Source organism: Streptomyces sp. VTCC 41912, from assembly GCF_045799175.1.
Classification (GTDB): Bacteria; Actinomycetota; Actinomycetes; order Streptomycetales; family Streptomycetaceae; genus Streptomyces; species Streptomyces albulus_C.
This window is the reverse complement of sequence record NZ_JBJMAB010000018.1, coordinates 1-12,261: the sequence shown is the minus strand read 5'-3', so window position 1 is coordinate 12,261 and position 12,261 is coordinate 1. Positions and strand designations below refer to the sequence as shown.

Below are 12,261 nucleotides of genomic sequence, written 5' to 3'. Positions count from 1 at the left end.
GTCAGGCCCGGGACGCCCGGGCCCGGCTCACCACCGGACGACCGTGAAGTCCACCGGCCGCGGCCGCAGGGCCTGTGTCCGTTCGGTCAACTCCCGCATCCGCCGGGCCATTTCCGCCGCCGGCAGCCGCTTGCGGTCCCCGTGCCCGGGCAGCAGCCACTCGAAGCGCAGCCGGCCGGCGGTCCGGGCCAGCGACGCCGCCAACTCCGTGATGGAGTACCAGGTGACGCTGTCCGCCACCGCGACGTCCCCGGTCGCCCGCGACCAGTAGAAGCTGTCGCCGCTGAAGCAGTACCGCTCGTCCGCGACGTAGAGCACGCTGCCCAGGGTGTGGCCGGGCAGCGGGTGCACCACCACCCCCGCGGCGACCTCCACCGGATCGGTGCCGCGCAGCACCCGGTCCGCGTCCGGCGCCGCGTCCAGGTCGCCCTCGTGGATCCACAGCCGCGCCCCGAAGCGGTCGGCGTAGCGGCGCCCGTGCGCGGCGTGGTCCCGGTGGGTGAGCAGCACGTCCGTCACCGCCCCGGCCGCCTCGAACCGCCCGGCCAACGCCTCGCTGAACCGCGGGGTGTCGACCATCATCTGGGTGCCGCCCGGCCGCCGCAGCAGGTACGCGTTGGCCCCCGCGGTGTGCGGCGAGTTGTGCCCGCAGAAGCTGACCGCGTCGTCGAGCCGCAGCGGGAACGGGTCCAGCTCCGCCGCAACCCGCCCCTCGCGCCGCCGGACCGACCGCGTCGGACAGGCGAACGCCACCGCGTGCAGCTGCCGTTCCTCCGCGTCCCCGCGCGGCTGCCGGACCACTTCGGACCGCCCGTCGACCTCCTCGATCAGCTCCGGCGCGAGCTGCCGCGCCACGTCGCAGTTGGTGCACCGGTCGTCCACGTACCACTCACCGCCGCCGTCCTTCGCTAAGGGCGCCGACCGGTCGTCCGCTGTGGTGTTCACGGTCCTTCTGCCTCCTTGGCCCCTGTGCCGTACCGGGCCCGATGGTTTCCCCGGTTCCCGCGGTCCCGAGGTTCCCGCGCCGCACCGGAAAAGAGGAAGGGGGGCGGAGTCTTGTTTCTGCTGGTCACGGGGTCTCTCGCGCGGAGAGCGACAAGAGGTGTCATGTACGCGACGTTCTGCCGCCTGTGGGGCGAGGTCGCGGCGGCCTACCGCGACTGGCACGCGGCCGGCAGCCCGCCGCGCTCCGCCCACCGCATCGGCATCAACCCGTCCCGAGAGTCGATCGGGACGGGCTGACCTGGGCTTCCTCGCGCTGTCCGGCTCTTCTGCCTCAGCCCTTGAGTGTCTGGACGAAGGCGGTCCAGGCGGTGGTGGGAATGACGAGTGCGGGGTCGTCGGGGGTCTTGCTGTCGCGGACGGGGACGACGCCGGGGAAGTGGTCGGCGATCTCGACGCATTCCCCGCCGTTGGTGTTGCTGTAGCTGCTCTTGCGCCAGCGGGCGGTGCTCAGTTCGGGGGTGTGTCGCATGACGAGTAGTCCTCCAGTACTTGCCGGATCAGCTCTGCCGACTCGCCTAGGGACAGGGCATTGGCGCGCAGTACGTCGTACCGCCGCTGCCACTTCTTCACCGCTTCCGCATCCTCGTTGAGGTGACCGGCCTCGATGCCCTCTTCGTAGGCGACTTCGGCCCCGTTGGGGAGCCTCAGCAGAGTAAGCGCACCGCCCATGAGCGAGTGCGGGCCCGCTCGGAACGGCATGACCTGAACCTTACTGTCCGGAGTATCCGCCTGCTCAAGCAGCGAAGTCAGCTGCTCTGCCATGCATTTCCGGCCTCCAACCTGCCGGCGCAACACGGCCTCGTCGATGATCGCCCAACGGAGCGGGGGCGAGTCTGAGCGCTGTCGTTCCTGGCGGGCCATCCTGGCGGTGACGCGTTCTTCGACCTGCGCTTCGGTCCGGTCTTCCTGGCAACGCAGCAACGCGTACGCGTAGTCCTTGGTTTGTAGCAATCCGGGTAGCACCTGGCCCCCGTACTGCGTGATGTTCTCGGCCTGCGCTTCGAGGTCCATGTAACGCCGGTACTGATCCGGATGCACCTCCCGTTTCGCCAACTGGTACAGCCCGTGGAAGTGCTGGCCCGTGCCGAAGGCCGCGTCCAGGGCGGACGGGAGTTCCGGCGGGGGCATCATCTCGGCGGTCTCGACGCGGGCCAGGTTGCTCTTGCTGGAGTTCACGATGTCGGCCAGTTGCACCAGCGACATCCCGACCTCCTCGCGGTGGCGGCGCAGTTCCGAGCCGAAGTAGTGCCGGGCCGATACGTACGGGGTCAGGGACTTGGGTGCGTACTTCACTGTTGCGCCTTCCGGGGTTTCGGGCTTTCGAATGCTCCCGCTCTCAACGCGGGGACGGTGCGGACCTATTGAGGCCATGTCTCACAGCGCGACGATGGCGATACAGACGGTAAGCGCAGTCGAGATCCGAACTCCAGCCCCCGCAAGCGTGCTTCTCGCCCCGGGGCGGAGCCCGCCGAAAGGACGCCCCCATGGCCCAACGCACCACCTCGCCAAGGCTGTTGCCCTGGACCCGGGACGACGGGGCGCCGTGCTACCTGATCACGGACGACCCGTGCAGCCGGATGTCGCTGCTGGCCGACGACGTGGAGGAGGAGATGCTCGCCGCCGCCGGGAAACTGCTCGCCGCCACCGACCCGCCGCCCGGGCCGGAGGCCGGCCGACGGGAGTTGCGCGGGCTGGTCGCCGGGCTGCGTGCGGCGCTGCGCGACGTCCGGCGGATCGCCGTCAGCCGGGGCGAGCGGTTGCCGGATCTCGACTGTGACGAGGCCGGGTAACGGATCGGCACACCCTCCGTGCATCGTGCAACCGTTCGGCCGGCCTCGTGGTCTGGACCCGCATGAAGGGATCACTCACGAGCGGGCGAAGGCGGCGTGCGGTGCGGACGGGGGCGGTCGCCCTGTTGGTCGTCCTCGCACCCGGGATGGCCGCCTGCGGCGAGCAGCGGTCTCCGGGTGTCGGAAAGGAAGTGACCACACCGGCCACGGCAGGAGCGCACTCGTCGCCGGCCGGCGTGAAGCACCCCCAGGGGACGAAGCTTGAGATCACGGCGGCGATGCGGACGTACTACCTCCCGCGGCCAACCGGATCGGACGCGAACGACGAGCCCACCGAGTACCAAGTCAACCTGCAGTCCACCGGATGGACCGGCGCGAAGCCGTCGGTCGTCAAGGACGTCAAGGCGCACTTCGACCTGTCGGTCTTCAAGGACATCGCCACCGTCCGTTGGATCAACCAGGGGAACCGGCATCCGGACACCTGCGTCCGCTCCGGTGACGAGCTGACCTGCGACCTGAAGGATGTCGAACTCGGTGCGTCCTTCTCGCCGTTCGCGGTGTCCGTGCTGCCGGGCGCGCCCAAGGGCCCGGCCGGTGCCCTGCACATCACCGTGACCAGCGCCAACGCACCGACCGTCCGGCGCACCACGGACATCGTCGTCGGTGCGCCCCGCCTGACCGCGCGCCAGGACAAGCCGCTGACCGGCGTGAAGCCCGGCTCCGAGGTGCCGCTGACACCGGCCTTCGGCAACAAGGGGGACACCGACGTCGACGACGACATCCTCGTGACGGTGCGCGCGACCGAGGCCACGCTGCGGCCGCAGTACCGCAACTGCCGCTACGACAAGCCCGTTGCGCCCACCAAGGCGGAGTGCACGTTCCCCGGACCGCTGCGGGTCGGGGCGGCGTACGAGACCGACGGGCCGCTCACCGCGGTGGCCGACGCGACCGCGATGCACGGCAAGCTCACCTACGCCGTGTACCGGGCCCATGACCGGCTGGACGCGCGCTACCCCGGCGAGCAGCTGCCCGCCACGGCCGTACGGGGCACCGGCGCGCCGCTGGGCCTCCGGCCGATCGACGGCAGTGGCGCCGAGTTCGCGACGTCCGCGCACTGGAAGGCCGAGATGGCAGGCGGCGACCTGGCCTTCGACACCGACCAGATCCATGACGTGCAGGCGGTCGGGTTCGCCATCAAGGGCAAGGTCGGCGAGGTGGTCGAGGTCGACGTGCCGTGGCCGCGCAACCTCGGCGAGGGGGACGTCAGGGTGACCCTGCCCGAGGGCGTCAGCCCGGCCCCGGTGAACCCCGAGGAGCACCCCAGCGAAATGACGTTCTGCCGACCCGCCGACGGGGGCGCGAGCTGTTCCTGGGGCCCGCACGGCACAACCCTGGTGGTCCGCATCGACGAGCGGGTCGACGGCGCCCGGGGCACGGTCTCCGCGCCCTCCGACCCCGCGGCCGATCCCAACCAGGAGAACAACTCCGCGCCGGTGACGGTCGAGTACACCGGCTAGTCGAGTTCACCGACCAGCGGGCACCAGGCGGCGGAAACGGCAGGGCGGGGCGCCCCCGGAGGGACGCCCCGCCCTGCTGCGGCGCGCCGCTACGGCAGCGCCAGCATCCGCTCCAGCGCCAGCTTGGCGAAGTGCTCGGTCTCCTCGTCGACCTGGATGCGGTTGACGACCTTGCCGTCCGCCAGCGACTCCAGCGTCCACACCAGGTGCGGGAGGTCGATGCGGTTCATGGTCGAGCAGAAGCAGACCGTCTTGTCGAGGAAGACGATCTCCTTGCCCTCGGGCGCGAAGCGGTTGGCCAGGCGGCGGACGAGGTTCAGCTCGGTGCCGATCGCCCACTTCGAGCCGGCCGGCGCCGCCTCCAGGGCCTTGATGATGTACTCGGTCGACCCGACGTAGTCCGCCGCCGCCACGACCTCGTGCTTGCACTCGGGGTGGACCAGGACGTTCACGCCCGGGATGCGGGCCCGCACGTCGTTCACCGAGTCCAGCGAGAAGCGGCCGTGCACCGAGCAGTGACCGCGCCACAGGATCATCTTCGCGGCCCGCAGCTCCTCGGCGGTCAGGCCGCCGTTCGGCTTGTGCGGGTTGTAGACCACGCAGTCGTCCAGGGACAGGCCCAGGTCCCGCACGGCGGTGTTGCGGCCCAGGTGCTGGTCCGGCAGGAAGAGGACCTTGGTGGTCGCCCGGTCCTCGCCCTGCCCGAAGGCCCACTCCAGCGCCCGCTCGGCGTTCGACGACGTGCAGATCGTGCCGCCGTGCTTGCCGGTGAACGCCTTGATGTCGGCCGAGGAGTTCATGTACGAGACCGGCACGACCTGGTCGGCGACGCCCGCCTCGGTCAGCACGTCCCAGCATTCGGCGACCTGCTCGGCGGTGGCCATGTCGGCCATCGAGCAGCCCGCGGCCAGGTCGGGGAGGATCACCTGCTGGTCGTCGCCGGTGAGGATGTCCGCGGACTCGGCCATGAAGTGCACACCGCAGAAGACGATGTACTCGGCGTTCGGCCGGGCCGCGGCGTCCCGCGCGAGCTTGAAGGAGTCGCCGGTGACGTCGGCGAACTCGATGACCTCGTCGCGCTGGTAGTGGTGCCCGAGGACGAAGACCTTCTCGCCCAGCTTGGCCTTGGCGGCGCGGGCACGCTCGACCAGGTCCGGGTCGGAGGGCGCCGGCAGGTCACCGGGGCACTCCACGCCGCGCTCGCTCTTCGGGTCGGCCTCGCGGCCGAGGAGGAGCAGCGCCAGCGGGGTCGGCTGGACGTCCAGGGGCTGGGCGGTGGTCACGACACGCACCCTCTCTTCTCTGCGGAAAGTCCTTGCGGACGGTCTCTGCGGGGGCGGCGGGATGCGCTGCGGCTCCGCCTTTTCGTCTATTTGACGCTATCTATCATAGCTGGTTCACGTCACTTTGACGATGGCCATAGCGTCGATGTGACGCGTCAGCCGCGGGGTACGCGGGCCGCTCCGCCCGCCGGTCGGGCCTGGGGCGTCCGCCCGTCGGTGTGCGAGCATGAAGGAAGAGAAGGACAGATCACGCGCAGCCGGAATTAATCCGGGACGCCACTGGTTAGACCTGTTCGCAACCGATGGCAAGCGGTCCGTACAACCCGGGAGAGATGTAGATGAGCGTTCAGGACGAGACCACCGTCACCGACGGCATCATCCTGTCCGACGCGGCCGCGTCGAAGGTCAAGACCCTGCTGGAGCAGGAGGGCCGGGACGACCTCGCGCTGCGCGTCGCGGTCCAGCCCGGCGGCTGCTCGGGCCTGCGCTACCAGCTCTTCTTCGACGAGCGCGCGCTCGACGGCGACGTCGTCAAGGAGTTCGACGGCGTCAAGGTCGTCACCGACCGGATGAGCGCTCCCTACCTGGGCGGCGCCTCCATCGACTTCGTCGACACGATCGAGAAGCAGGGCTTCACGATCGACAACCCGAACGCCACGGGCTCCTGCGCCTGCGGCGACTCCTTCAGCTGATCCTGCTCGGGCCCACGGGCCACGGCACGTGAGAAAGGCGGCACCCCCGGCCGGGGGTGCCGCCTTTCACGCGTTCTGCCTCTCATGCGTGGCGCCTCTCATGCGTGGCGCCTCTCACGCGTGCTGCCTCTCACGCGTGAGACCGCCGGCTACCGCGGTGCCACCGTCTTGCCGGACGTGGCGTCCACCACCTTCCGGCCGTCCAGCGGCTTCTCCAGCGTCACCGTCTTGCTGAAGTCCTTGGCGATCTTCACGCAGATCTGGTGGGGGCGCTTGTCCTTCCCGGTGACCGTGACCCGTACCGTGCCGCCCGACTCCTGCACGCTGGCCTCGTAGGTGCTGCACACCCCGCCCCAGAAGTGGACGGTCAGCGTCCGACCGTCGTCCGCCACCTGGTAGCCGGACAGCGTCATCGCCGTCGTCCCCGGCTCGGACGGCTTCGGCCCCGCCGGCTCGCTGCCCCGCAGGAACTTCGGGTCCACCGCGGTCCCGGCGATCGTCGAGGTGGTGCCCGGCGTGCCCGCGGCGCCCGGCGTGCGCACCGTGTACAGCCAGGACGGCACCAGCACCTGCCCGCCGTGCGAGTACCGCGTGGCGAGACCGAAGACCGCACCGGTCACCTCGGACACCGCCGGCTTGCCGTTCGGCGACGGCTCGCAGGGCGCTATCCCGCCGCCCTGGGGGGCCTTGTCGCCCTTGTGCTGGAAGGTGGGCGCCGACGGGCAGTGGCCCAGCGGGTGCATCGTCCGACCGTCGCCGTTCAGCTCGGTCAGCGTCGTCCGGGCATCCCGGACGGGGTACTCCGCCCCCTTCACCGGGTTCGCCAACTCGCCGCTGCCGCTGACCAGTTGCCCATCCGAGCCGACCTGGAGCCGACTCTGCCAGCCGAACGTCGGCAGCCCGCCGATCACCGGGTCGGCGGTGACCACCCGCACCGCGGCGAACGTCTGGTGCGTGTCGAGCCGGGCGTCCGGCTGGCCGAGCGCCGCCAGCACCGGCCGCACCGCCTGCCGGGCCGTCGCCTCGGACGCCGGACCGCTGCCGGCGTCCCCGCCGGCCCCGCTCCCGCCGTCCGTCCCGCCCCGGTACGACGGGCAGCCCGACGGGCCGTCGGTCAGTGGGCACTTGGTCCCGTCCCCACTGCCGAACCGGCTGAACACCCAGTTCCCCGCGCCGGTCTTGGCGACCCGCAGCGTGGTGCCCCGGCCGTCCGGGCCGGGCGTGCCGACCGCCCACCAGTTGCCGTCCGACCGCACCGATCCGGCCACGTCCAACGCCTTCGCCAGTCGCGCCACGGCGGACTGGTCGATTCCGCCCGTGGGCCGGTAGACGGGCGCGGACCGCGGGCCGTCGGGGAGCTTGCCCACCACGCGGTACTGATCGTGGTGCGGGGCGGGCTCGCCGACCGCGATCGACGCCGAATCCAGCGCCAGTGGCGGCGGCCCGCCGTCGGCCGCGCCGGCCGGCCCGGCGCCGTCGGACGCGGACGAGGCCCAGTACGCCGCGCCGCCTCCGACGGCCAGCACCGCGCCGGCCACCGACGCGACCACCAGGGGAGTGCGCCGGCCGCGCCGTTCGGGTCGGGTGGCCTGGGGGGTGTCCTGGGTCTCCGGGGTCTCCTCGGTGCTCACCGCTTCGCTCCTTCAGCTCCGCCGGTCATCTGACGTGCCACCCGGCAGGGTGGACGCCGATGGGACGGAGCGGGGGCGCGGACGGTTCCCTGCGCGCCGTCCGGCCCGCCGCCCCGCACCCCCTGTGACGGCCCTCACAGCGGACGGTGCGCACCACGTGAGACGTCCGTACGCCCCGATCGAAACGACCTATCATGAGATGTTTTCGCGCTTTTCGAAGTGTCCAGGAATGGGCAGAAGCCGGGCCCCTCGCCGGGTAGCGTTGCCCTCCGTCCGCACAACCCCACGCCCTCCGCAGGAGCAGACCCGCCGTGCGTATCGCAGTCTCCGGCTCCATCGCCACCGACCACCTGATGACCTTCCCCGGCCGCTTCGCCGACCAGTTGGTCGCCGACCAGCTGCATACGATCTCCCTCTCCTTCCTGGTCGACCAGCTCGACGTCCGCCGCGGCGGGGTCGCGCCCAACATCTGCTTCGGCATGGGCCAGCTCGGCATCCGGCCGATCCTGGTCGGCGCCGCCGGCAGCGACTTCGAGGAGTACCGCGCCTGGCTCGACCGGCACGGTGTCGACACCCACTCGGTGCACATCTCCGAGGTCCTGCACACCGCCCGCTTCGTCTGCACCACCGACGCCGACCACAACCAGCTCGGCTCCTTCTACACCGGTGCCATGAGCGAGGCCCGGCAGATCGAGCTCCAGACCGTGGCCGACCGGGTCGGCGGACTGGACCTGGTCCTGATCGGCGCGGACGACCCCGAGGCGATGATCCGGCACACCGAGGAGTGCCGGACCCGCGGCATCCCCTTCGCCGCCGACTTCTCCCAGCAGATCGCCCGGATGGACGGCGAGAACATCCGCATCCTCATGGAGGGCGCGACCTACCTCTTCAACAACGAGTACGAGGCCGGGCTCATCGAGTCCAAGACCGGGTGGACCGCCGAGGAGATCCTGGCCAAGGTCGGCACCCGCGTCACCACCCTCGGCTCCAACGGCGTCCGCATCCAGCGGGTCGGCGAGCCGGACATCGAGGTCGGCGTCCCCGAGGAGAAGGCCAAGGCCGACCCGACCGGCGTCGGCGACGCCTTCCGCGCCGGCTTCCTGTCCGGCCTGGCCTGGGGCGTCGGCCTGGAGCGCGCCGCCCAGGTCGGCTGCATGCTGGCCACCCTGGTCATCGAGACCGTCGGCACCCAGGAGTACGAGCTGCACCGCAGCTCCTTCATGGACCGCTTCACCAAGGCGTACGGCCACGACGCCGCGGGCGAGGTCCGTCAGTTCCTGCTCTGACCCACCGGGCCGCCCGGCCTCAGACGCGGCGCCGCACCACGTAGGCGGCGCCGCGTTCCGCCGGCTCCTCGCCGACGTACTCCTGCTCCCGCATCGCGCACCACGCGGGGATGTCCTGCCGGGCCGCCGCGTCGTCGGAGAGCACCGTCACCGTGCCGCCGACCGGCACCCGGTCGATCACCTTCGCCAGTTCGATGACCGGAACCGGACAGCGCCGACCGAGCGCGTCCACCACCAACCCCGGCGCCGCCGCCGGCTCGGCGACCTCCGCCGCCCCCGCGGCCCGGGCCGCCGGCTCCTGAACCGGCACCCCGAACCGCTCCCGCACCGACCGCACCGCCTCCGGCAGCACCGTCAGGAACCGCTCCACGTCCGCCGCCTCCGTGCCGTACGGCAGCGAGACCCGGACGTTCCCCTCCGACAGCACCCCCATCGCCCGCAGCACATGGCTCGGCGTCAGGGTGCTGGACGTACACGACGAACCGGAAGAAACGGAGAAGCCGGCCCGGTCCAGCTCGTGCAACAGCGCCTCACCGTCGACATAGAGACAAGAGAAGGTGACGAGGTGCGGCAGCCGGCGCACCGGATCGCCGACCACCTCCACGTCCGGCACCAGCTCCGGCACCCGGGCCCGGATCCGGTCCACCAGCCCGCCGAGCCGCCCCGCCTCGTCCGCCCCGCCCGCCGCCGCGGCCCGCAGCGCGCGCAGTGCCGCCGCCGCGGCCACCACCGCCGGAAGGTTCCCGAAGCCCGGGCTGCGCCCCGACTCCCGTTCGTCCAGCGGCCCCTGGGGTGCGAACCGGGTCCCCTTGCGGACGGCCAGCAGTCCGACCCCGGGCGGCCCGCCCCACTTGTGCGCGCTCGCCGTCAGCACCGACCAGGCGCCGGGCACCGGCCCCCACGGCACCGACTGCGCCGCGTCCACCAGCAGCGGCACCCCGGCCTCCCGGCAGTCCGCGGCCACCTCCTCCACCGGCTGTGCGGTGCCCACCTCGTGGTTGGCCGACTGCAGGCACACCAGCGCGGCGTCCTCGCCGAGCGCGTCGGCCACCGCGGCCCGGGCCACCCGGCCGGTCCGGTCCACCGGTACCTCGGTCACCGTCCCGCCGGCCGCGGCGTGCACCTCGGCGACGTGCAGCACCGCGGAGTGCTCCACGGCGGAGTGCACCAGCCGCCGCCCGACACGCCGACGGGCCGCCAGGACGCCGAACATGCCGGAATGCACCGCATGTGTCCCCGAAGGGGTGAACGTCAGCTCGTCGGGGCGGCACCCCACCGCGTCCGCGGCGGCCTCCCGCGCGGCGTCCAGCAGCAGCCGGGCCCGCCGTCCCTCGCGGTACAGGCGAGCCGGATCGGCCCACCCCTCGTCGAGCGCGGCGAGCAGGGCCTCCCGGGCGACCGGGTGCAGCGGAGCGGCCGACGCCGCGTCGAAGTAGGGCACGTACGAGACGGTAGAGCACCCTTCGCGGGGGTGCCGGGCGGGCCGTCAGATGCCCCGCGGCGGGCGGCGATCGGGGCCCGCGACGCCGGTGGGGGAAGGGCTCGGCCACCCCTTAGGGGTGCGATGCGGCGCGTTGGGCACCCTCCCCGCGCGACCCCAAATAGCGTCCAGTAGGGTTTGGTCCGCATAAACATCCAAACCCCTGCCCGAAGCAGGGCGGCGACCGACCAGCGAGTAAGGCCGCAGCCGACCGCTCGGGCGAGACTCTCGGGAAGGCGCTACGTGAGTCCCAACGGCTCCGACCGCTCGTCGCGGCGCCCGATGCGGCGGAAGCTGCCGCAGGTGCTTGCTGCGGGCCTGGTCCTGGCGACCGCTACTGGTTGCACATACAAGGACTTCCCCCGCCTCGGCATGCCAACGCCCGTCACCGACGAGGCGCCGCGGATCCTCTCTCTTTGGCAGGGCTCCTGGGCCGCCGCCCTCGCAACGGGCGTGCTGGTGTGGGGCCTGATCATCTGGAGCGTGATCTTCCACCGTCGCAGCAGGACCAAGGTGGAGGTTCCTGCCCAGACGCGGTACAACATGCCGATCGAGGCGTTGTACACCATCGTCCCGTTCATCATCATCGCGGTGCTGTTCTACTTCACCGCGCGTGATGAGAGCGCGCTCCTCAAGACGTCCAAGAAGCCGGACCACGTCATCAACGTCGTGGGATTCCAGTGGAGCTGGGCGTTCAACTACCTGGAGAACGTCGACGGCAACCCGAAGACGACGAACATCAATTCTCCGGAGCTCAAGGCGATCCCGGACAAGTGGAAGAAGTCCGCGCCGCAGGGTGCGGACGGCGTCTACGACTACGGCACGCCGGCCACGCGCAACCCGCAGACCGGCAACCCCGGTCCGACGCTCTGGCTGCCGAAGGGCGAGACGGTCCAGTTCGTGCTGACCTCGCGGGACGTCATCCACTCCTTCTGGGTGGTGCCGTTCCTGATGAAGCAGGACGTCATCCCGGGCCACACCAACGTATTCGAGGTGACCCCCAACAAGGAGGGCACCTTCATGGGTAAGTGCGCGGAGCTCTGCGGCGTCGACCACTCCCGGATGCTCTTCAACGTCAAGGTCGTCTCGCCTGCCAAGTACCGGCAGCACCTGAAGGACCTGGCGGCGAAGGGACAGACCGGGTACCTGCCGGCGGGTATCGAGCAGACTGACCACGCCAGGAATGCGGAGACCAAGAACCAGTGAGCATCCTCAACGAACCTCAGGGTGCCGCCGCCGAATCGGCTCCGGCAGCACCACCCGTACGCAAGAAGCAACCCGGTATCGCTGCCGTCAAGTGGCTGACGACCACTGACCACAAGACCATCGGCACGATGTACCTGGTCACGTCGTTCGCGTTCTTCTGCATCGGCGGCATCATGGCGCTCCTCATGCGCGCCGAGCTGGCCCGTCCGGGTACGCAGATCATGTCGAACGAGCAGTTCAACCAGGCGTTCACGATGCACGGCACGATCATGCTGCTGATGTTCGCGACGCCGTTGTTCGCCGGGTTCGCGAACTGGATCATGCCGCTGCAGATCGGCGCGCCGGACGTGGCGTTCCCGCGGCTGAACATG

Annotated in this window: 13 protein-coding genes; 7 read left to right on the top strand and 6 right to left on the bottom strand. The window is 71.1% G+C overall.

What is annotated here, in order from left to right:
- Nucleotides 1-27: 27 nt before the first annotated feature.
- The gene (locus ACJ6WD_RS23670) at nt 28-945 is read right to left on the bottom strand and encodes an MBL fold metallo-hydrolase (RefSeq protein WP_407616447.1); all 918 of its coding nucleotides are present in this window, start codon (nt 943-945) and stop codon (nt 28-30) included.
- Between the two features lie 162 nt (nt 946-1,107).
- On the opposite strand from ACJ6WD_RS23670, the gene ACJ6WD_RS23665 reads away from it, so the two are divergent.
- The gene (locus tag ACJ6WD_RS23665; protein ID WP_267953102.1) at nt 1,108-1,242 is read left to right on the top strand and encodes a hypothetical protein; all 135 of its coding nucleotides are present in this window, start codon (nt 1,108-1,110) and stop codon (nt 1,240-1,242) included.
- 34 nt (nt 1,243-1,276) lie between these two features.
- Here the strand turns inward: ACJ6WD_RS23665 and ACJ6WD_RS23660 are convergent, their stop codons facing one another.
- On the bottom strand, nt 1,277-1,474 hold the full coding sequence (locus tag ACJ6WD_RS23660) for a DUF397 domain-containing protein (RefSeq protein WP_331248341.1): 198 nt from the start codon (nt 1,472-1,474) through the stop codon (nt 1,277-1,279).
- On the bottom strand, nt 1,453-2,298 hold the full coding sequence (locus tag ACJ6WD_RS23655; RefSeq protein ID WP_331248340.1) for a helix-turn-helix transcriptional regulator: 846 nt from the start codon (nt 2,296-2,298) through the stop codon (nt 1,453-1,455). The genes ACJ6WD_RS23660 and ACJ6WD_RS23655 overlap by 22 nt, the downstream gene beginning before the upstream one ends.
- Nucleotides 2,299-2,489: 191 nt before the next feature.
- Here ACJ6WD_RS23655 and ACJ6WD_RS23650 point away from each other — a divergent pair, with 191 nt between their 5' ends.
- Complete coding sequence (locus tag ACJ6WD_RS23650) at nt 2,490-2,795, top strand: hypothetical protein (RefSeq protein ID WP_376442360.1); 306 nt, start codon at nt 2,490-2,492, stop codon at nt 2,793-2,795.
- A gap of 236 nt (nt 2,796-3,031) precedes the next feature.
- Nucleotides 3,032-4,312, top strand: a complete 1,281-nt coding sequence (locus tag ACJ6WD_RS23645; protein ID WP_407616446.1) for a hypothetical protein — start codon at nt 3,032-3,034, stop codon at nt 4,310-4,312.
- Nucleotides 4,313-4,401: 89 nt separating this feature from the next.
- On the opposite strand, the gene nadA is transcribed toward ACJ6WD_RS23645, so the two are convergent.
- Nucleotides 4,402-5,595, bottom strand: a complete 1,194-nt coding sequence (gene nadA / locus ACJ6WD_RS23640; RefSeq protein ID WP_016572336.1) for a quinolinate synthase NadA — start codon at nt 5,593-5,595, stop codon at nt 4,402-4,404.
- Nucleotides 5,596-5,933: 338 nt separating this feature from the next.
- On the opposite strand from nadA, the gene erpA reads away from it, so the two are divergent.
- Nucleotides 5,934-6,287 (top strand): iron-sulfur cluster insertion protein ErpA, encoded by a 354-nt coding sequence (erpA, locus tag ACJ6WD_RS23635; RefSeq protein ID WP_233659895.1) that lies wholly within the window; start codon nt 5,934-5,936, stop codon nt 6,285-6,287.
- Nucleotides 6,288-6,436: 149 nt separating this feature from the next.
- On the opposite strand, the gene ACJ6WD_RS23630 is transcribed toward erpA, so the two are convergent.
- Nucleotides 6,437-7,918 carry a hypothetical protein gene (locus ACJ6WD_RS23630; RefSeq protein WP_407616445.1) on the bottom strand — a complete coding sequence of 494 codons (1,482 nt, stop codon included), beginning with the start codon at nt 7,916-7,918 and terminating at the stop codon, nt 6,437-6,439.
- A gap of 311 nt (nt 7,919-8,229) precedes the next feature.
- Here ACJ6WD_RS23630 and ACJ6WD_RS23625 point away from each other — a divergent pair, with 311 nt between their 5' ends.
- Nucleotides 8,230-9,204 (top strand): carbohydrate kinase family protein, encoded by a 975-nt coding sequence (locus ACJ6WD_RS23625; RefSeq protein WP_038518899.1) that lies wholly within the window; start codon nt 8,230-8,232, stop codon nt 9,202-9,204.
- Nucleotides 9,205-9,223: 19 nt separating this feature from the next.
- Here ACJ6WD_RS23625 and ACJ6WD_RS23620 read toward each other — a convergent pair whose 3' ends face one another.
- On the bottom strand, nt 9,224-10,645 hold the full coding sequence (locus tag ACJ6WD_RS23620) for a cysteine desulfurase/sulfurtransferase TusA family protein (protein WP_233659898.1): 1,422 nt from the start codon (nt 10,643-10,645) through the stop codon (nt 9,224-9,226).
- A 282-nt stretch (nt 10,646-10,927) separates the two neighbouring features.
- Here ACJ6WD_RS23620 and coxB point away from each other — a divergent pair, with 282 nt between their 5' ends.
- The gene (coxB, locus tag ACJ6WD_RS23615) at nt 10,928-11,890 is read left to right on the top strand and encodes a cytochrome c oxidase subunit II (protein ID WP_020929738.1); all 963 of its coding nucleotides are present in this window, start codon (nt 10,928-10,930) and stop codon (nt 11,888-11,890) included.
- Nucleotides 11,887-12,261: cbb3-type cytochrome c oxidase subunit I (locus tag ACJ6WD_RS23610; RefSeq protein WP_407616444.1), on the top strand; the 375-nt coding region annotated here is incomplete at its 3' end. The genes coxB and ACJ6WD_RS23610, both read left to right, overlap by 4 nt.

Excerpts from the sequence above, each read along its gene's own strand:
- erpA (WP_233659895.1), top strand. The coding sequence starts at position 5,934 with ATGAGCGTTCAGGACGAGACCACCGTCACCGACGGCATCATCCTGTCC.
- ACJ6WD_RS23660 (WP_331248341.1), bottom strand. The coding sequence starts at position 1,474 with ATGCGACACACCCCCGAACTGAGCACCGCCCGCTGGCGCAAGAGCAGC.
- ACJ6WD_RS23665 (WP_267953102.1), top strand. The coding sequence starts at position 1,108 with ATGTACGCGACGTTCTGCCGCCTGTGGGGCGAGGTCGCGGCGGCCTAC.
- ACJ6WD_RS23650 (WP_376442360.1), top strand. The coding sequence starts at position 2,490 with ATGGCCCAACGCACCACCTCGCCAAGGCTGTTGCCCTGGACCCGGGAC.